The sequence below is a fragment of the Pimelobacter simplex genome, from assembly GCF_024662235.1.
GTDB lineage: Bacteria > Actinomycetota > Actinomycetes > Propionibacteriales > Nocardioidaceae > Nocardioides.
The window spans coordinates 805,744-823,372 of the sequence record NZ_CP096276.1; the positions used below are offsets into that span (position 1 = coordinate 805,744).

Here is a 17,629-nt window from a genome sequence, read left to right on the forward strand (position 1 = left end):
CGGTCATGCCGACCGATGAGCCCGCGCCGGGAGAGGGCGCCGGACGCGCCGAGGTGCGGGTGGAGTGCCCGCGCTGCCCGGCTCCCGTGGCCGAGGTCGGCGACGGCCGCTGGTCCTGCCCCGAGCACGGCGTCGTGGTGCCGCTGTGGCGCCCCGCCACGTCGTCGTACGACGGGTTCGCGGGGCACCTGCTGCGGGTGGGCCGGTTCCCGACGTACCTGCCGTGGCCGCTCGGACCCGGCTGGGCGGTCAGCGACTTCGCCGCCGTCGTCACCGAGGGCGACTTCCCGCGCGCCACGATGACCTGCGTGGCCGGCACCAGCCAGCTCGACGGCCCGGTCGACGTCATGGTGATCAGCGAGGAGCCCGGCACCGGCTTCGGCGCCCGGGTGGCCGGCCTCGGCGCCGACGGCGCCGACCCGCTCGACCCCGGCCACGAGATCGGCGACGGACCGGCGCCGGTGCGGGTCCGCGTCGACCAGTACCCCGTCGGCCTCTGGCCGGTCTCGGTCAGCACCTCGCCGGGGGAGTGGGACCGCTCGGTCCTCGCCGGTGAGGCCGGCGGCCGGTGGCTGTGGCTCGTGCTGCGGCCGGCCTCGGCCATCCTGCTGCTGCGCGACGACTGGATCCTGCGCGACGTCTCGGCCACCGGGCCCCAGCTCGTCGCCCTGCCGTTCGGGGGGCCCGCACCGTCCTGGTGAGGCAGTTTCCCGGTTCGGGCCCGCGCGGGCCCCGGGATGCGGGACGATCCTCCGTTGGAGCCGTCGGGCCCGCTGGACCAGGAGGACACCATGGCACGCAATGCGCAGACCCTGCGGCGTCGTACGGCTGAGGCGATCGGTCAGCGGTCCGGGCCGACGGTCCGCTCCGGCCCGCCGGCGGTCGGCCTGCGGGCGCGCCTGCAGTACGCCTTCGACAACACCATGTCCCGCGGTACGCCGGCCCTGGTCGCCTGGCTGTTCGTCGTCACCGTCGCGCTGGTGGTCGTCTTCGCCGTCATCGACATCGTGACCGGGATGCGCGAGCAGCACATCGGCTTCTGGGAGGCTGCCTTCCAGGCGCTGCTCCACGCGCTCGACCCCGGCACGGTCGCCGGGGACACGGGCGCCCGGTGGTCCTTCATCGTCATGATGCTGGTGCTCACCATCGCCGGCCTCTTCATCGTCAGCGCGCTCATCGGTGTCATCGCGGCCGGCATCGACGCCCGCATCGCCGACCTGCGCCGCGGTCGCTCGGTCGTCCTGGAGACCGACCACACCGTCATCCTGGGCTGGTCGGACTCGATCTTCACCGTGATCAGCGAGCTCACCCTCGCCAACGAGAGCCGCCGCCGCCCGGTCGTCGCGGTGCTCGCCGACCGCGACAAGGTCGAGATGGAGGAGGAGATCCGGGCCAAGGTCCCCGCGCTGCGCGGCACCCGCGTCGTGTGCCGGTCCGGCTCGCCCGCCGACCTCGACGACCTGGCGATCGTCAGCCCGCGCGCCGCCCGCTCGGTGGTCCTGCTCTCGCCCGACGCCGGCGGCCGCGACCGGTCGGCGTTCGACCCCGACCGTGAGGTCGTGAAGTCCCTGCTCGCGCTGCGCTCCACGCTCGGCACCGAAGCGGGCCCGCGGGTCGTCGCCCAGCTGCGCGACCCCGCGAACCTCGAGGTCGCCCGGCTCATCGGCCGGGACCGCCCCGGCAGCCTCTCGCTCCTCGACATCCGCGAGACCGTGGCCAAGCTGGTCGTGCAGACCTCGCGCCAGTCCGGCGCGGCGGCCGTCTACCGCGAGCTGTTCGACTACGACGGCGACGAGATCTACTTCGTCGAGGAGCACCCGCTGGCCGCCGAGACCTACGCCGACGCCCAGCTGCACTACGAGACGCTCACCGTGATCGGCGTCGTCGACGGCGGCACCGTGCAGCTCAACCCGCCCGGGGACACCGTCATCGGCAGCCGTGCGCTCGTCGTCGTCGCCGAGGACGACTCGATCCTGGGGACCGCGCCCCGCTCGACGGCGGGCGTCGACCTCGCCGCCCTCGCCGAGCCCCCGGTCGAGGAGCTCCACGCCACCCACGCCGTCGTGCTGGGCTGGAACGAGCGCGCCCCGATCATCCTCAGCGAGCTCGACCGGTACGCCGCGCCCGGCTCCACCCTGACCGTGGTGACCGAGCACGGGACGCCCGTCGTACCGGCGACGCGGAACCTGGCGGTCACCGTCGTCCAGGCCGGCACCACCCGCCGCGCCGTCCTCGACGAGCACGTCCCCGCCGACTGCGACCAGGTGATCGTGCTCTGCTACTCCGACGACCTCGACGCCGAGGCCGCCGACGCGACCACGCTCGTCACGCTGCTCCACGTGCGCGACATCCTCGCCACCTCGGCCAGCAGCACGCCGGTCATCAGCGAGATGATGGACGACCGCAACCGGGTCCTCGCCCAGGTCGCCGACATCGACGACGTCGTCGTCAGCGGCGAGATCGTCAGCCTCATCGTCACCCAGCTCTCCGAGGACGCCCGGATCGAGCCGGTCTTCCAGGACCTGCTCCAAGCCGAGGGCAGCGAGATCTACCTGCGCCCCGCCGAGGGCTACGTCCTCCCGGGCAGCGAGGTCACCTGGGCGACCGTCGTCGCGGCCGCGGCCCGCCGGGGCGAGACCGCCATCGGCTTCTCGTCGGCCTCGCTGGCCGACGAGGGCTCGCGCTTCGGCGTCGTCGTGAACCCGCCCAAGGGGGAGCGGCTGACGATCGGCGACGGCGACCGGGTCGTGGTGCTCGCCGAGCTCTGAGCTCGCCGCACCTCCTCCTGGGGGTAGTGCGCGCACTACCCCCGGTCGGGCCCGTGCGCCACTGACACGGCCGCCGCGCGCGACGAGGCTGGACGCATGCCAGCCACCGAGTCCTCCGCACGCCGCCGGCCGTTCACGGTCGCCGGGCTCCTGCTCCTCGTCGCCGTCGGCATCGTGACCGGCGCCGCCACGGGTGACGTCCTCGACCACGGCTGGGCCCGCGCCCTGGCGTACGGCCCGGACGCGCTCGCCGCCGGCCACTGGTGGACGCTGCTGACCGGCCCGCTGCTGGTGATCTCACCGTGGTGCTACGTTCCGGTGCTGCTCAGCTTCGCGCTGTGCGCCGGGTACGCCGAGCGGCGGCTCGGGACCGTGCGGACGGCGCTGCTGTGGCTGGTGACCCAGGTGGGCAGCGTGGTGGTGGCCGGCCTGCTCGTGCTGGCGCTCGGCCCGGACTCGCTGCAGCACGCCCGCGACGTCGGCCCGTCGGGCGGCGCGCTCGCGCTCGGCGCGGTGATGACCGCCTTCCTCGGTACGACGGCGCGCCGGGTCACCCGCACCGGCCTGGTCGGCTATGCCGTCCTCTCCCTGCTGCTGGTCGGGCACCTGGCGGACGTCGTCCACCTCGTCGCCGTCGCCGCGGGCCTGCTGATCGGCGCGGCGATCGGCCCGCGCCGTCGTACCTTGGTCAACCGGGACCGGGCCGTCGAGCACCTGCGCCGCGACGGTGGCGGCACGCTGTCCTGGATGACGACCTGGCCCGGGGTGCGCTACTTCTACGACCCGCGCGGCCAGGGCTTCATCGCCTACCGCCGCCACCTCGGTGTGGGGCTCGCTCTCGGCGACCCGATCGGTACGCCGGACTGGCAGGCCCGGGCCGCGGGGGAGTTCGCGGCCTTCTGCGCCGGCGAGCACCTCGTGCCCAGCCACTTCGCGGTGACCGCACCCGTGGCCCGCGCGATCGGTGGCCGCAGCCTCCAGATCGGCGAGGACACGCTGCTCGACCTGGCAGGCCTGGAGTTCCGCGGCAAGCGGTGGCAGGACGTGCGTACGGCGCGCAACCGGGCGGCCCGCGACGGGATCCGGTTCGAGCTCGTCGTCCTCGCCGACGCCGACCCGCGCATCGTCGCCCAGGTGCGCGAGATCAGCGCCGGCTGGCTGCGCCGCCAGCGCACGCCCGAGCTCGGCTTCACCCTCGGCGGTGTCGACCACGCCATGGACCCGCGGGTGCGGGTCGCCCTGGCGCTCGACGCCGACGACCGGGTGCACGGCTTCCTCTCGTGGCTGCCGGTCCACGGTGGCGCGGGACGTGTCGACGGGTGGACCCTCGACCTGATGCGCCGCCCGGACGACGGCTTCCGGCCGGTGATCGAGTTCCTCATCGCCGAGTCCTGCCTGGCCTTCCAGGCCGAGGGGGCGCGGGTCGTGTCGCTCTCGGCGGCGCCCCTGGCGCGGAGCGAGGGGGAGCCCGAGGGCTGGCTGCAGCGCGGCCTGGAGCGCTCGGCGCGCCTGCTCGAGCCGCTCTACGGCTTCTCGTCGCTGCACGCATTCAAGGCCAAGTTCTCCCCGCGCTGCGAGCCGCTGCACCTGACCTACCGCTCCCTGGCCGAGCTGCCGCGGATCGGCGCCGCGGTCCTGGTCGCCTACCTGGTCACGCCGAGGACGCAGGACGTCAGCACGCCGACCGGCACGCCGCAGCTCGCCCTGCCGGAGCGGGCCGCCGGCGAGCACCGCGAGCACGCCGAGCGGGAGCGCGTGGCCGCCTGACGGGCGCGCACCGGGTCGGAGCACTAACCTCGTACGGTGACGATCGACCTGCACACCCACTCCAGCGTCAGCGACGGCACCGAGCCGCCCGCCACGCTGGTTCGCGCGGCGGCCGCCGCCGGGCTCGAGGTCGTCGCGCTCACCGATCACGACACCACCGCGGGCTGGGACGAGGCGGTCGTCGCGGCCGAGGAGGCCGGCATCGGCCTGGTCCGCGGCATCGAGGTGAGCACCCACTTCCGCGACGCGGGCGTGCACCTGCTCGTCTACCTCCCCGACGCCACCGACACCGGCCTCCAGGACGAGCTCGCCCGGATCGTCGCCGGCCGGGCCGGCCGGGTGCCCGCCATGCTGGCCCGGCTGCGCGAGCTCGGCATCCCCGCGACCGAGGAGGCCCTCGCCGCCGCCAGCCCCGGCAACCAGGTCACCGGACGCCCCCACGTCGCCGACCTCCTCGTCCGCCTCGGCGTGGTCGCCGACCGGGACGAGGCGTTCGCCCGCTACCTCTCCGACGGCGGCCCGGCGTACGTCGACCGCTACTCAGCCGACCTGCTCGACATGCTCGCCCGGGTCGAGGCGGCCCGGGGCGTCGCCGTCGTCGCGCATCCGTGGGGGCGCGGGTCGGCCGACGTACTCGACGAGGCGGCGTTCGCGACGCTCGCCGACGCGGGCCTGGCCGGGATCGAGGTCGACCACCTCGACCACGACGCCGCGGCCCGCGCGCGCCTGCGCGCCATCGCGCACCGGCTCGACCTCGTCTTCACCGGCTCCAGCGACCACCACGGCGCCGGCAAGACCGGCCACCCCCTCGGCGTCGAGACGACCGCCCCCGACCAGCTGCGCCGGATCCTCGACCGGGCGGCCGCGCTCGGCTCACCCACCACGCTGGCCGGTCCGGCGGGCAAGGAGCTCCGATGATCGAGCACGTCCTGCTGGTCGAGGTCTTCGTGACCCTCTTCGTGATCATGGACCCGGTCGGTACCGTCCCGATCTTCCTCTCGCTCACCGCCGGCCGCAGCCCCGCCACCGCCAAGCGCGCCGCCTGGCAGGCCGTCGCGGTGTCGTTCCTGGTGATCACCCTGTTCGCGCTCTTCGGCCAGCAGGTCCTCGACTACCTGCACATCTCGCTGCCCGCCCTCCAGTGCGCCGGCGGCCTGCTGCTCCTGCTCGTCGCGCTCGAGCTGCTCACCGGCAAGGAGGAGGAGATGACCGCCTCCACCGACGCCAACATCGCCCTCGTCCCCCTCGGCACCCCCTTGCTGGCCGGCCCCGGCGCGATCGTGGCGACCATGCTCTTCGTCCAGCAGGTCGACGACTGGTCCAGCGGCCTGTCCGTCGCCCTCGGCGTGATCGCCGTCCACCTCGCCCTCTGGGCCGCCATGCGCTACTCCCTGCCCATCCTCCGCCTGATCCGCGAGGGCGGCGTCCTCCTCGTCACCCGCATCGCCGGCCTCCTCCTCTCCGCCATCGCCGTCCAGCTCGTCGCCGACGCCGTCCGCGCCTTCATCGCCGGCGAGGGCTGACGAAGGGGCACGTTCCGGCGCGCGAAGGGGCACGTTCCGGCGGTCGAGAGAGCAACCCTCGACCGCCGGTTCCTGCTCCCTCGTGCGCCGGAACGCGCTCCTTCGGGCGGGGGGGCTACTTGCGGCCGAGGGACTGGAGGCGCTGGAGCGCCCCCCGCGGTACGACGCGGCTGCCGGCCACGATCGCCTTGTAGCGCTTGGACGGGATCGACATCGCCCGGCCCTTGTCGAAGTCGGCGAGGGCCTCGCTCACCAGCCGGTCCGCCTCGAGCCACAGCGGCTTGGGGGCGGAGGAGTCGCGGTCGATGCCGAGGCGCTCGTGGAACTCCGTCTTGACGAAGCCCGGGCACAGTGCCATCACGGTGACGCCCTGGGTGGCGTACTCGGCGTGCGCCCAGGCGCTGAACGAGTTCACCCACGCCTTGGCCGCGCTGTAGGTCCCGCGGGGCAGGAACGCCGCCACGCTCGACACGTTGATCACGCCGCCGCGACGGCGCTCGACCATGCCGCCGAGGGCGGCGTGGGTCAGCCGCAGCACCGCGCGCACGAGGACGTCCTGCTGGGCCTGCTCGACGTCGATCGGGTTGTCGAGGAAGCGCTCCTTGAGGCCGAAGCCGGCGTTGTTGACCAGCAGGTCGACCGGGCGCTCCCGGTCGGCGAGCCGGGCCTCGACCGTGGCGAGCTCGTCGAGCGAGGTCAGGTCGGCGGGGAGCACCTCCACCCCCACCCCGTACGACGTCCGGAGGTCCTCGGCGACCCCGGCCAGCCGCCCCCGGTCCCGGGCCACCAGGACGAGGTCGTCGCCGCGGGCGGCGAGCTGGCGGGCGAACTCCAGGCCGATGCCGGCCGTGGCGCCGGTCACGAGTGCGGTGGGCATGTCCGACAGTCAACCAGCCCGGCCCCGGGTGTTGCCCCCGAGACGTGCGTGCGTCCGGCATGATGGACCCCGATGAACAGCGAGCATGCTCCCCCCACCATCCTCGCGGTCGCCAACCAGAAGGGTGGCGTCGCGAAGACGACCAGTGTCGCCTCCATCGGCGCGGCGCTGGCCGAGCGTGGCCAGTCGGTGCTGCTCGTCGACCTCGACCCCCAGGCGTGCCTGACGTTCTCCCTCGGTGTCGACCCCGAGGACCTCGAGCTCTCCGTGCACCACGTGCTCACCAAGGGCACCGACGTCGCCGAGGTCATCATCGCGACCGAGGACGGCGTCGACCTGCTCCCGGCGACCATCGAGCTGGCCCGGGCCGAGGCCGACCTGCTCACCCGGACCGGCCGCGAGCACGTGCTGCGCGGGGTCATGGAGGACCTCCGGGCGGCGGGGACCCACTACGACTGGATCCTGCTCGACTGCCCGCCCTCGCTCGGCGTGCTCACCGTCGCGGCGCTGACCGCCGCTCAGGGCGTCCTCATCCCGCTCCAGTGCGAGACGCTCTCGCACCGTGGGGTGGGTCAGCTGCTCGACACCGTCCACGACGTACGCCGCTTCACCAACCGCGACCTCGCGGTGTGGGGCGTGCTCCCGACGCTGTACGACGGCCGCACCAACCACGCCCGCGCCGTCCTCGACACGATCGCCGAGACCTACGACCTCGAGGTCGTGGAGCCGCCGATCCCCAAGACCATCAAGTTCGCCGAGGCGCCCGCCGCGGGCCGCTCGATCCTCGCGACCAGCCGCACCAGCAAGGGGGCCGAGGCCTACCGCGAGGTGGCCGGCTCCCTGATCGCCCGGGCGGCGCGCTGACGTGAGCCAGCCTCCTGGACGCCGCAGGGCGGAGCCGCCGGCCGGACGCCGTCGCGCCGAGCCGCCGGGTCGTCGCCGGGCCGAGCCGCCCGGCCGTCGCCGCGCTGCCGAGCCCACCGGTCGTCGCCGGGCCGCTGAGCCCGCCGGCCGCCGCCGCGCCGCCGAGGTGCGTCCCCGCTACGGCCGGATCACCGCCTTGGGCGCCGCGCTCGCGGTGACCTCGGTCGCCGTGGCCGGCGGCTTCGGCCTGCTCCCCTCGGACCCCGACGGCTCGCGCGGGATCGACGCCACCGGCGCGTCGAGCGCGATCGCGCCCTCGGTCGATCGCCAGGGCGCCCAGGAGCCGGCCCGCTCCGACGGCCGCCGTACGACGTCCACCCCGGGCCTCCTCGACGCCGCCGGCGGCGAGATCGCCGCGCTCAGCGGGACCTCCGCGCTGCCCGCGGGCTCCGGCACCGGCCGGCGGATCGTGTTCAGCGAGGGCCGCCAGCGGGTCTGGCTGATCGACGGCGCCGACAAGGTGATCCGGACCTACCTGGTCTCGGGCAGCGTCACCGACAACCTCAAGCCCGGCACCTACGCCGTCTACTCCCGCAGCCGCAACGCCATCGGCATCGACGACTCCGGGACCATGGAGTACTTCGTCCGCTTCACCCAGGGGACCCAGGGCGCCGCGATCGGCTTCCACACGATCCCGGTCGACGACGGCAAGCCGGTCCAGACGGTGGCCCAGCTCGGCTCGCCGCGCTCGCACGGGTGCATCCGCCAGGAGCGCACCAACGCCATCGCGCTGTGGGACTTCGCGCCCATCGGTACGACGGTCGTCGTCACCGCCTGAGCCCGCCTCCCGCGCGCGCTGCCCGAAAAGCACCAGAGCCCCCGGCGGACCGGGGGCTCCTGCGTGCTCGGGTGCGGGGGAGCGTCGGCTCAGGCCTCGGCGGCCGGCTTCTCGGCACCGCCACCGCCGCCACCGCTGCGACGACGCCGCCGGCGCCGGGGCGCCTCGGAGCCGCCCTCGGCGGGAGCCGCCGCGCCCTCGGCCGGAGCCGCGGCGTTCTCGACGGGCTGGCCACCGCGGGTGCGGGTGCGCGTCCGGGTCCGGTCGCGGTTGCGGGCCGGGCGCTCGGTGCGCTCGCCCGCGCGCTCGCCACGGTCGCCGCGGTCACCCTTGGGCGCCGGCGGGGCCGGGGGCACGATCCGGCCCTTGGTGCCCGGCGCGATGCCCTGGTCGTGGAAGAGGTGCTCGGAGGTCGAGTAGGTCTCGAGCGGCTCGTCGAAGGGCAGGTCGAGCGCCTTGTTGATCATCTTCCAGCGGTGCACGTCGGTCGCGTCGACCAGCGTGATCGCGATGCCCGAGGCGCCGGCCCGGCCGGTGCGGCCGATCCGGTGGACGTAGGTCTTGTCGTCCTCGGGGCAGGTGTAGTTGACCACGTGGCTCACGCCGGAGACGTCGATGCCGCGGGCGGCGACGTCGGTGGCGACGAGGACCTTGATCTTGTCCTCGCGGAACCGGTTCAGCGCCTTCTCGCGCGCCACCTGGGCCATGTCGCCGTGCAGCGGGCTGGCCTTGAAGCCGCGCTCGACCAGGTCGTCGGCGACCCGCTGCGCCTGGCGCTTGGTGCGGGTGAAGACGATCATCTTGTCGGCGTCCTCGGCCTGGAGCAGGCGGCCGAGGATCTCGGGCTTGTCGAGGTCGTGGGCGAGGTAGATGAACTGCGCGGTGGCCGGCACCGTCGCGTTCTCGTACGACGACTCGGCGCGGATGTTCATCGGGTGCCGCATGTGCATCCGGGCCAGCGAGACGATCGCGGCCGGCATGGTCGCCGAGAACAGCATGGTCTGGCGGGTCTCGGGGGTGAGCCGGAGCAGCTTCTCGACGTCGGGCAGGAAGCCGAGGTCGAGCATCTCGTCGGCCTCGTCCAGCACGAGCGCGTGCACGTGGGACAGGTCGAGGACCTTGCGGTTGGCCAGGTCGATGAGCCGGCCCGGCGTACCGACGACGATGTCGACGCCGGTCTCGAGCGCCTCGATCTGGGGCTCGTAGCCCACGCCGCCGTAGACGGTCAGCACGCGCAGGCCGCGGTCCTTGCCGGCCAGCTCGAGGTCGTTGGAGACCTGGAGGGCGAGCTCGCGGGTCGGCGCCACGATGAGCGCCTGCGGCTTGCCCTGGGGGATCTCGGCGTAGTCGGGGTCGGACGGCGCGACGCTGCGCTGCAGCACCGGGATGCCGAACGCGAGGGTCTTGCCGGTGCCGGTGCGGGCCTGACCGATGAGGTCGGTGCCCAGCAGGGCCACGGAGAGGGTCATCTCCTGGATGGCGAAGGGGTGGGTGATGCCGGCCCGGTCCAGGGCGTCGCAGATCAGGGGCATGACCCCGAGGTCGCGGAAGCTGGGCGTGGTCGTCTCGGTGTTCTGCGTGGAAGTCAGTGTCGTGTCGCTTTCGTGAGTGTCGTCAGCCGGTCGGCGTGGCGCCAGAATCAATGCGGCTGATTCACACTCAGCCGCGCACATACGTGGGCGGGTGCCCGGGCGGGCCTCGCCGCACCCCAGGGGTGCGGACAGGCTCTCGCCGCGACCTATCATACTTGTAGGGTTCAGGCATGGCTGAATCCGCCGATGCGACCGCCACCTCCGCCGACGCGGACCCGCTCTACCGCGAGGCCGTCGTGGACCTGCTCGCGGCGATCGCCTACGGCGAGATCTCGGCGTTCGAGCGGCTGGCCGAGGACGCCAAGCTGGCCCCGAGCCTGGCCGACAAGGTCGACCTGGCCACGATGGCCAGCGGCGAGCTGACCAAGGTCCACGCGCTGCACGACCGGCTGCGCGCCCTCGGCGCCGACCCGTTCGCGGCGATGGCTCCGTTCCGCGAGCCGCTCGACGAGTTCCACCGCCACACCGCGCCCGCCGACTGGTACGAGGGCCTGGTCAAGGCCTACGTCGGCGACGGGCTCGCCAACGACTTCTACCGCGAGATCGCGGCCTACCTCGACCCCGAGACCCGCGACCTCGTCGTGTCGTCGATGGAGGAGGGCAGCCACGCGACGTTCGTCGTCGACCGGGTGCGCGCCGCCATCGCCGAGGACAGCCGGCTCGGCGGCCGGCTCGCTCTGTGGGGCCGCCGGCTGATGGGGGAGGCGCTCACCCAGGCCCAGCGGGTCGCGGCCGACCGCGACGCGCTTACCGCGCTCCTGGCCGGCGGCGTCGACCGCCCCGGACTCGACCTGGCCGCGATGGGCCGGATGTTCACCCGGCTCACCGAGCGGCACATGGCCCGCATGGGTGAGCTCGGCCTCGACGCGTGAGCACCTCCGAGCGCGCGGTCGAGCGGCTGCTCTACCGCTATGCCGACGCGATCGACGCCGGCGACCTCGCCGCGCTCGGCGCGCTCTTCGCCCACGGCCGGATCGCCCAGCACACGTCCGACGGACCGCTCACGCTGGCCGAGGGGAGCGCGGCGGTCGAGGCGTTCTACCGCTCCCTGGTGATCCTGTACGACGACGGCACGCCCCGCACCCGCCACGTCACGACCAACGTGGTGATCGACGTCGACGAGGCTGCGGGCACCGCGCTCGGCGCGGCGACGTACACGGTGCTGCAGGCGACCGAGGGCCTGGCGCTCCAGCCGATCATCGTGGGCCGCTACCGCGACAGCTTCCGCCGCGTCGAGGGGGAGTGGTGGTTCGACACCCGCGCGATGAGCGTCGACCTGACCGGCGACCTCAGTCGGCACCTGCGGAGCTGAGCTCGCGCTCCTTCGGTGCCCACCCCGGCGGGCCGAACACGTAGCCCAGCCGCTCCCGCCAACCCGTCGCGCGACGGACGTTGCGGGCGATGGCCGCGTAGTCGCCGTACTCGAGGGTGAGCAGGTTGAAGGTCTCGACCGGCTTGGTCAGTCCGTACGTCGGCCGCTGTCGCTCGGGCTCGAAGGTCCCGAACATCCGGTCCCAGACGACGAGGATGCCGGCGTAGTTCTTGTCGAGGTACTCCGGGTCCGAGCCGTGGTGCACCCGGTGGTGCGAGGGCGTGTTGAAGACCAGCTCGATCGGCCGGGGCAGCCGCCCGATCGTCTCGGTGTGCACGAAGAACTGGTAGACGAGGTTGATCGAGAAGGCGACGTAGAGCGTCCACGGCGCGAACCCGAGGAACGGCAGCGGCAGCCAGAAGAAGAACTCGAACCACGGGTTCCACTTCTGGCGCAGCGCGGTCGCGAAGTTCATGTACTCGCTGGAGTGGTGCGCCTGGTGGGCCGCCCAGCCGATGTTGACCCGGTGCACGAAGCGGTGGTTGCCGTAGTAGGCGAGGTCGAGGCCGACGATGAGCAGCACCCAGTACCACCAGGTGTCGGTGGGCAGGTGGAACGGCGCGAGGTGGGTCGAGATCGCGGAGTAGACGAAGAACGTCCCGACCTTGAAGACGGTCAGGAAGAAGATCGAGCCGACCCCCATCGCGATCGAGGTGCGCGCGTCCTTGAGGGCGTAGCCGGTGACATTGTCGTCGTGGTCGAGCCAGCGCAGCGCCGCGAGCTCGACGAGGATGCTCAGCACGAAGAACGGGACGGCGTACGTCACCGGGTTCTGCATCGGGTCGAGCAGGTCGTGCATGGCGGCTCCTTGAAGTGACTTGGGGGTAAGTTACTACAGAGTCAATTGATTGGGTAGGGTGATCCGCATGACCACGGCCACTCGTCGTACCGGAACCAAGGGCGTGGCCCGCGCCGAGCGCGAGCAGCAGATCCTCGAGGTCGCCGGCCGGGTCTTCGGCGAGCACGGCTTCGCGGCCACCAACGTCGCCGAGATCGCGCGCGAGGCGGGCATCTCCAAGCCGCTGATCTACAACTACTTCGGCTCCAAGGAGGCGCTCTTCGAGCGCTGCCTGGCGACCGCGTCCGACCTGCTCATCGACGAGATCGAGCGCACCGCCGCCCTCGGCGCGGTCGGCCTGACCCGCGCCCTGGCCACCCTCGACGGCGTCTTCGGCGTCCTCGCCGGGCGGACCTGGGTCTGGCGCGTCGCCAACTACCCCAGCGCCCCGTCGTCGGCCTCCGCCCTCCTCGGCTCCTACCGCGAGCGCCTCGAGGCCCTCGCCCACGACGGCGTCCACGAGCTCCTCGCCCTCGCCGGGGACGACGACCCGCTCGACCTGGCCGCCATGGTCGCGGTGTGGAGCAGCGTCTTCGCCGCGCTCGTCGACTGGTGGTGCGCCCACCCCGGCGTCGCGCCCGCCCAGATGAGCGCGCGCTGCGAGCGGCTGTTCGCCGCGGTGTTCGGCGCCGAGGTCAGTGCCTGAGCAGAGCGCTGCCCAGCGCCACCAGCATCAGCACGCCCACCGCGCCCAGCACGACCATCCCGCCGGTGAACCCGGGGAACGCCCCGCCCGTGCGCATCGCGATCTCGGTCCGCGTCCAGCGGTGCCAGCCCACCCCGAGCGCCACCGCGGCCACGACCACCAGGCCCACCGACAGCACCAGGCGCGCGGTCAACGAGAACTCCAGGGCCGGCGAGCTCACCGCGACGGCGCCGGCGACGAGCGCGAGCGACGTACGGACCCAGGCGAGGAAGGTGCGCTCGTTGGCGAGCGAGTCGCGCGGCTCGGGGTCCTGCCCGACGGAGTACACCCGATACGGGCGGCGGTGGCTCACGACCCCAGCATGCCGCAGTCGGTACGCCGCGCGGTGGGTGCTGCCCGATCCGGCACCCCTCCCGGTCTAGGCTGACCGCGACGACACCCTCGTCGGCATCCTCCCCGACTCCAGGAGCAGTACAACGTGGCAGCGATCGAAGCCGTCGGAGCCCGCGAGATCCTCGACTCGCGCGGCAACCCCACCGTCGAGGTCGAGGTGCTGCTCGACGACGGGTCCTTCGCCCGCGCGGCGGTCCCCAGCGGCGCCTCCACCGGCGCCTTCGAGGCGGTCGAGCTGCGCGACGGCGGTGACCGCTACGTCGGCAAGGGCGTGCACAAGGCCGTCGACGCGGTGATCCAGACGCTCGGCCCGGCCATCGAGGGCCTCGACGCGGCCGACCAGCGGCTGATCGACCAGACCCTGCTCGAGGTCGACGGCACGCCCAACAAGGCCCAGGTCGGCGCCAACGCGATCCTCGGCGTCTCGCTCGCGGTCGCCCGCGCCGCGGCCGACTCGGCCGACCTGCCGCTCTACCGCTACGTCGGCGGCCCCAACGCGCACCTGCTGCCGGTCCCGATGATGAACATCCTCAACGGTGGCGCCCACGCGGACACCAACGTCGACATCCAGGAGTTCATGATCGCGCCGATCGGCGCCCCGACCTTCCGCGAGGCGCTGCGCGTCGGCGCGGAGGTCTACCACGCGCTCAAGTCGGTGCTCAAGGACAAGGGCCTGGCCACCGGCGTCGGCGACGAGGGCGGCTTCGCCCCCGACCTGCCGTCCAACCGGGCCGCGCTCGACCTCATCGCCGAGGCGGTCGCCAAGGCCGGCTACGAGCTCGGCAAGGACGTCGTCCTCGCGCTCGACGTCGCCGCGTCCGAGTTCTACGAGGACGGCGGCTACCAGTTCGAGGGCGCCAAGAAGTCGGCCGCCGAGATGATCGCCTACTACGCCGACCTCGTCGCGAACTACCCGATCGTCAGCATCGAGGACCCGCTCAACGAGGACGACTGGGACGGCTGGAAGGCCATCACCGACGAGCTCGGCACCCAGACCCAGCTCGTCGGCGACGACCTGTTCGTCACCAACGTCGAGCGCCTGCAGCGCGGCATCACCGGCGGCCAGGCCAACGCGATGCTGGTCAAGGTCAACCAGATCGGCTCGCTGACCGAGACCCTCGACGCCGTCGAGCTCGCGCACCGCAGCGGCTTCCGCAACATGATGAGCCACCGCTCGGGCGAGACCGAGGACACCACGATCGCCGACCTCGCGGTGGCGACCAATTGCGGCCAGATCAAGACCGGCGCCCCGGCCCGGTCCGAGCGGGTCGCGAAGTACAACCAGCTCCTCCGCATCGAGGACGAGCTGGGCGACGCCGCCCGCTACGCCGGCGCTGCCGCCTTCCCGCGCTACCAGGGCTGACCCGAGCCCTCAGGAGACCGCCGTGGCTGCGACACCGGGCGACCGCCGTACGTCCCGCAAGCCGGGCCGCCCCGCCGCGGGGCGGTCCGGGCCGCGGTACGCCGAGCGGCTCAAGGCCGAGCGCAAGAAGGCGGCCCGGGAGCGCGAGGCCGCCCTGGTCCGGGCCCGCGAGGAGCACCAGAAGAAGTCCCGGCTGACCAGCCGGGCCGCGATCCTGGTGCTGGTCCTCGCGGTGCTGGCCGTCTCCTACGCCTCGTCGCTGCGGGCCTACCTGCAGCAGCGCGGCAATATCGACCGGCTCGAGGCGCAGATCTCCGAGACCCAGGGCAAGATCGACGACCTCAAGCGCGACAAGGCCCGCTGGGAGGACCCGGCGTTCGTCAAGCAGCAGGCCCGCCTGCGCTTCGGGTACGTCGAGAAGGGCGAGACGCCGTTCGTCGTCGTCGACGAGAACGGCAACCCGCTCGACGCCTCGGCTGACCTGGCCGACCCGTCACGGGTGGCCGACCCCGACAAGGTGACCTGGTACGAGGGCACCTGGGAGTCGGTCAAGATCGCCGGGCACCCGCCCAAGGTGCGCGGCCCCAAGAGTGAGATCCAGGCTCCCAAGGAGGACCTGAAGGAGTGAGCACCGCCAACTTCGAGGCCGCCGACGAGGCCGTCATCACGGCCCAGCTCGGTCGGCCCCCGCGCGGCGTGCACGCCGTCGGGCACCGCTGCCCGTGCGGCAACCCCGACGTCGTCACGACCGAGCCGCGGCTGCCCAACGGCACGCCGTTCCCGACGACGTACTACCTGACCTGCCCGCGGGTGAACTCGCGGATCGGCACCCTCGAGGCCTCCGGGCTGATGAAGGAGATGCAGGAGCGGCTCGGCACCGACTCCGAGCTCGCCGCCGCCTACCGCGGCGCGCACGAGGCCTACCTGGCCGACCGGGCCGCCGTCGGCGTGGCCGGCGGCTTCGACGTCCCCGAGATCGACGGGATCTCCGCAGGCGGCATGCCCGACCGGGTCAAGTGCCTGCACGTCCTGGCCGGGCACGCGCTGGCCGCGGGCCCGGGCGTCAACCCGCTCGGCGACGAGGTCCTCGAGATCCTCGGCGAGTGGTGGGCCAAGGGCCCGTGCGTGAGCGCCGCCGCCGCTGCCGATGAGTGACGCCGCGGTCGCCGCGATCGATTGCGGCACCAACACGATCAAGCTGCTCGTCGGGGACCCCGTGGGCGACCCCGACGGGGTCCGCCGCGAGAGCCGGATGATCCGGCTCGGCCAGGGCGTCGACGCGACCGGCCGGCTCGCGCCCGAGGCGCTGGAGCGCGCCTGGGTGGCGATCGACGAGCTCGCCGCGATCATCACCGAGGCGGGCGTCGGTCCCGACCGGATGCGCTTCTGCGCGACCTCCGCGACCCGGGACGCCGCCAACGCGGCCGAGTTCGCCGCCGGCGTCCGGGCCCGGCTCGGCATCGACCCCGAGGTGCTCTCCGGCGACGAGGAGGCCCGGCTGGCCTTCGCCGGCGCGGTCCGCGGCCTGCCCGACGCCGGCCTCGCCGCGCCCACGCTCGTCGTCGACATCGGCGGCGGCTCGACCGAGCTGATCCTCGGCGACCCGGCGACCGGGCCGAGCGCCGCGCACTCGATGGACATCGGCTCGGTCCGGCTCCACGAGCGCCACGTGCGCACCGACCCGATCAGCACCGACGAGATCGCCGCCATCACCGCGGACGTCGACGCGGCGCTCGACGCCTGCCCGGTCGACCCGGCCACGGCGGCATCCGTCGTGCTCGTGGCCGGCACCAACACGACCGTCGCCGCCGGGACGCTCGGCCTCGCGGTCTACGACCGGGCGCTCATCCACGGGCAGACGCTGCCCGTCGGCGACGTGCTCATCCAGGTCGGGCGGCTGCTCGGCATGAGCGTGGCCCAGCGCCGCGAGCTCGGCTGGATGCACCCCGGTCGCGCCGACGTGATCGACGCCGGCGCCCTCATCGTGTCCCGCGTGCTGCAGCGGCTCTCGGTCTGCTCGGTGCTGGTCGCCGAGACCGACATCCTCGACGGGATCGCCTGGTCGCTGGTGCGCTGATGAGCGGACCCGCGGAGGCGATGGCGCGGCTGGACGACCAGGTCAGCCGGTGCCGCCGCTGCCCGCGGCTGGTCGCCTGGCGCGAGCAGGTCGCGCGGGACAAGCGCGCGGCGTACGCCGACCAGGACTACTGGGGCCGCCCGGTGCCCGGCTTCGGCCCGGCCGACGCCCGGATCCTCCTGGTCGGGCTCGCCCCCGCCGCCCACGGGGCCAACCGCACGGGCCGGATGTTCACCGGCGACCGGGCCGGCGACTGGCTGTTCGCGTCCCTGCACCGGGTCGGCCTGGCCAACCAGGCCGCGAGCGTGGCGCTCGACGACGGCCTGGAGCTGCACGAGGTCCGCATGGCCGCGCCGATCCGCTGCGCGCCGCCGGCCAACAAGCCCACCCCCGAGGAGCGGGCCGCCTGCGCGCCCTGGCTCGACCGCGAGCTGGCGATCCTGCGGCCCTCGCTGCGGGTGGTCGTCGCGCTCGGGGCCATCGGCTGGCAGTCGGCGCTCAGCGCGCTCGGTGGCGCGGGCTGGACCGTGCCCCGGCCGCGGCCACGGTTCGGGCACGGCGCCGAGGCACTGCTGGCTGGGCCGGTCGCGGCGCCGGAGCGGACGTCGTCCTCCTCGGCTGCTTCCACCCCAGCCAGCACAACACGTTCACCGGACGGCTCACCGAGCCGATGACCGACGAGGTGCTGCTGCGGGCGCGAGAGGTCGCTGA

The 17,629-nt window shown here is 73.6% G+C and carries 19 protein-coding genes; 15 read left to right on the top strand and 4 right to left on the bottom strand.

The window, feature by feature from the left end; translation table 11 throughout:
* Positions 1 to 5: 5 nt before the first annotated feature.
* The 5 genes from M0M48_RS03825 (at position 6) to M0M48_RS03845 (ending at position 6,058) form a co-directional block, all read left to right on the top strand.
* Complete coding sequence (locus M0M48_RS03825; protein ID WP_257750134.1) at positions 6 to 701, top strand: DUF6758 family protein; 696 nt, start codon at positions 6 to 8, stop codon at positions 699 to 701.
* A 90-nt stretch (positions 702 to 791) separates the two neighbouring features.
* On the top strand, positions 792 to 2,768 hold the full coding sequence (locus M0M48_RS03830; protein WP_257750135.1) for a CASTOR/POLLUX-related putative ion channel: 1,977 nt from the start codon (positions 792 to 794) through the stop codon (positions 2,766 to 2,768).
* Between the two features lie 96 nt (positions 2,769 to 2,864).
* A complete protein-coding gene (locus M0M48_RS03835) occupies positions 2,865 to 4,535 on the top strand; it encodes a bifunctional lysylphosphatidylglycerol flippase/synthetase MprF (protein WP_257750136.1) in 1,671 nt (556 codons plus the stop codon).
* Positions 4,536 to 4,571: 36 nt separating this feature from the next.
* On the top strand, positions 4,572 to 5,453 hold the full coding sequence (locus tag M0M48_RS03840) for a PHP domain-containing protein (protein WP_257750137.1): 882 nt from the start codon (positions 4,572 to 4,574) through the stop codon (positions 5,451 to 5,453).
* Positions 5,450 to 6,058 carry a MarC family protein gene (locus M0M48_RS03845; protein ID WP_215816274.1) on the top strand — a complete coding sequence of 203 codons (609 nt, stop codon included), beginning with the start codon at positions 5,450 to 5,452 and terminating at the stop codon, positions 6,056 to 6,058. The genes M0M48_RS03840 and M0M48_RS03845 overlap by 4 nt, the downstream gene beginning before the upstream one ends.
* A 115-nt stretch (positions 6,059 to 6,173) precedes the next feature.
* Here the strand turns inward: M0M48_RS03845 and M0M48_RS03850 are convergent, their stop codons facing one another.
* Positions 6,174 to 6,935: an SDR family NAD(P)-dependent oxidoreductase gene (locus M0M48_RS03850; protein WP_257750138.1), complete on the bottom strand. Its 762-nt coding sequence runs from the start codon at positions 6,933 to 6,935 to the stop codon at positions 6,174 to 6,176.
* Between the two features lie 72 nt (positions 6,936 to 7,007).
* On the opposite strand from M0M48_RS03850, the gene M0M48_RS03855 reads away from it, so the two are divergent.
* Together M0M48_RS03855 and M0M48_RS03860 are read left to right on the top strand one after the other, a co-directional pair.
* Positions 7,008 to 7,799, top strand: a complete 792-nt coding sequence (locus M0M48_RS03855) for a ParA family protein (RefSeq protein WP_215816272.1) — start codon at positions 7,008 to 7,010, stop codon at positions 7,797 to 7,799.
* 1 nt (position 7,800) lies between these two features.
* A complete protein-coding gene (locus M0M48_RS03860; protein ID WP_257750139.1) occupies positions 7,801 to 8,637 on the top strand; it encodes a L,D-transpeptidase in 837 nt (278 codons plus the stop codon).
* 89 nt (positions 8,638 to 8,726) lie between these two features.
* Here the strand turns inward: M0M48_RS03860 and M0M48_RS03865 are convergent, their stop codons facing one another.
* On the bottom strand, positions 8,727 to 10,169 hold the full coding sequence (locus M0M48_RS03865; protein WP_257750140.1) for a DEAD/DEAH box helicase: 1,443 nt from the start codon (positions 10,167 to 10,169) through the stop codon (positions 8,727 to 8,729).
* Positions 10,170 to 10,399: 230 nt separating this feature from the next.
* Here M0M48_RS03865 and M0M48_RS03870 point away from each other — a divergent pair, with 230 nt between their 5' ends.
* Together M0M48_RS03870 and M0M48_RS03875 are read left to right on the top strand one after the other, a co-directional pair.
* Positions 10,400 to 11,101, top strand: coding sequence for a ferritin-like fold-containing protein (locus M0M48_RS03870; protein ID WP_215816269.1), 702 nt, complete (start codon positions 10,400 to 10,402; stop codon positions 11,099 to 11,101).
* The gene (locus M0M48_RS03875; RefSeq protein ID WP_257750141.1) at positions 11,098 to 11,541 is read left to right on the top strand and encodes a nuclear transport factor 2 family protein; all 444 of its coding nucleotides are present in this window, start codon (positions 11,098 to 11,100) and stop codon (positions 11,539 to 11,541) included. The genes M0M48_RS03870 and M0M48_RS03875 overlap by 4 nt, the downstream gene beginning before the upstream one ends.
* On the opposite strand, the gene M0M48_RS03880 is transcribed toward M0M48_RS03875, so the two are convergent.
* Positions 11,519 to 12,400: a sterol desaturase family protein gene (locus tag M0M48_RS03880; protein WP_257750142.1), complete on the bottom strand. Its 882-nt coding sequence runs from the start codon at positions 12,398 to 12,400 to the stop codon at positions 11,519 to 11,521. The two genes, M0M48_RS03875 and M0M48_RS03880, sit on opposite strands and share 23 nt — an antisense overlap.
* A 67-nt stretch (positions 12,401 to 12,467) precedes the next feature.
* Here M0M48_RS03880 and M0M48_RS03885 point away from each other — a divergent pair, with 67 nt between their 5' ends.
* Positions 12,468 to 13,085, top strand: a complete 618-nt coding sequence (locus M0M48_RS03885; RefSeq protein WP_257750143.1) for a TetR/AcrR family transcriptional regulator — start codon at positions 12,468 to 12,470, stop codon at positions 13,083 to 13,085.
* On the opposite strand, the gene M0M48_RS03890 is transcribed toward M0M48_RS03885, so the two are convergent.
* Positions 13,075 to 13,437 carry a YidH family protein gene (locus tag M0M48_RS03890; RefSeq protein WP_215816265.1) on the bottom strand — a complete coding sequence of 121 codons (363 nt, stop codon included), beginning with the start codon at positions 13,435 to 13,437 and terminating at the stop codon, positions 13,075 to 13,077. The genes M0M48_RS03885 and M0M48_RS03890 overlap by 11 nt on opposite strands.
* Positions 13,438 to 13,563: 126 nt before the next feature.
* Between M0M48_RS03890 and eno the strand changes: the two genes are divergently transcribed.
* The 5 genes from eno to M0M48_RS03915 are packed head-to-tail and all read left to right on the top strand — an operon-like array spanning position 13,564 to position 17,592.
* Positions 13,564 to 14,841, top strand: coding sequence for a phosphopyruvate hydratase (gene eno / locus M0M48_RS03895; RefSeq protein WP_257750144.1), 1,278 nt, complete (start codon positions 13,564 to 13,566; stop codon positions 14,839 to 14,841).
* Between the two features lie 22 nt (positions 14,842 to 14,863).
* On the top strand, positions 14,864 to 15,469 hold the full coding sequence (locus tag M0M48_RS03900) for an FtsB family cell division protein (RefSeq protein ID WP_257750145.1): 606 nt from the start codon (positions 14,864 to 14,866) through the stop codon (positions 15,467 to 15,469).
* Positions 15,466 to 15,996, top strand: coding sequence for a DUF501 domain-containing protein (locus M0M48_RS03905; protein ID WP_257750146.1), 531 nt, complete (start codon positions 15,466 to 15,468; stop codon positions 15,994 to 15,996). Before M0M48_RS03900 ends, M0M48_RS03905 begins: the two co-directional genes overlap by 4 nt.
* Positions 15,989 to 16,918: a Ppx/GppA phosphatase family protein gene (locus M0M48_RS03910; RefSeq protein WP_257750147.1), complete on the top strand. Its 930-nt coding sequence runs from the start codon at positions 15,989 to 15,991 to the stop codon at positions 16,916 to 16,918. The genes M0M48_RS03905 and M0M48_RS03910 overlap by 8 nt, the downstream gene beginning before the upstream one ends.
* Positions 16,918 to 17,592: a uracil-DNA glycosylase gene (locus M0M48_RS03915; protein WP_257750148.1), complete on the top strand. Its 675-nt coding sequence runs from the start codon at positions 16,918 to 16,920 to the stop codon at positions 17,590 to 17,592. Before M0M48_RS03910 ends, M0M48_RS03915 begins: the two co-directional genes overlap by 1 nt.
* The last annotated feature ends 37 nt before the right edge of the window (positions 17,593 to 17,629 follow it).

Coding starts and splice junctions, on each gene's coding strand:
- M0M48_RS03825 (WP_257750134.1), top strand. CDS start 6: ATGCCGACCGATGAGCCCGCGCCGGGAGAGGGCGCCGGACGCGCCGAG.
- M0M48_RS03830 (WP_257750135.1), top strand. CDS start 792: ATGGCACGCAATGCGCAGACCCTGCGGCGTCGTACGGCTGAGGCGATC.
- M0M48_RS03835 (WP_257750136.1), top strand. CDS start 2,865: ATGCCAGCCACCGAGTCCTCCGCACGCCGCCGGCCGTTCACGGTCGCC.
- M0M48_RS03845 (WP_215816274.1), top strand. CDS start 5,450: ATGATCGAGCACGTCCTGCTGGTCGAGGTCTTCGTGACCCTCTTCGTG.
- M0M48_RS03850 (WP_257750138.1), bottom strand. CDS start 6,935: ATGCCCACCGCACTCGTGACCGGCGCCACGGCCGGCATCGGCCTGGAG.
- M0M48_RS03855 (WP_215816272.1), top strand. CDS start 7,008: ATGAACAGCGAGCATGCTCCCCCCACCATCCTCGCGGTCGCCAACCAG.
- M0M48_RS03865 (WP_257750140.1), bottom strand. CDS start 10,169: ATGCCCCTGATCTGCGACGCCCTGGACCGGGCCGGCATCACCCACCCC.
- M0M48_RS03870 (WP_215816269.1), top strand. CDS start 10,400: ATGGCTGAATCCGCCGATGCGACCGCCACCTCCGCCGACGCGGACCCG.
- M0M48_RS03880 (WP_257750142.1), bottom strand. CDS start 12,400: ATGCACGACCTGCTCGACCCGATGCAGAACCCGGTGACGTACGCCGTC.
- M0M48_RS03885 (WP_257750143.1), top strand. CDS start 12,468: ATGACCACGGCCACTCGTCGTACCGGAACCAAGGGCGTGGCCCGCGCC.
- M0M48_RS03910 (WP_257750147.1), top strand. CDS start 15,989: ATGAGTGACGCCGCGGTCGCCGCGATCGATTGCGGCACCAACACGATC.
- M0M48_RS03915 (WP_257750148.1), top strand. CDS start 16,918: ATGAGCGGACCCGCGGAGGCGATGGCGCGGCTGGACGACCAGGTCAGC.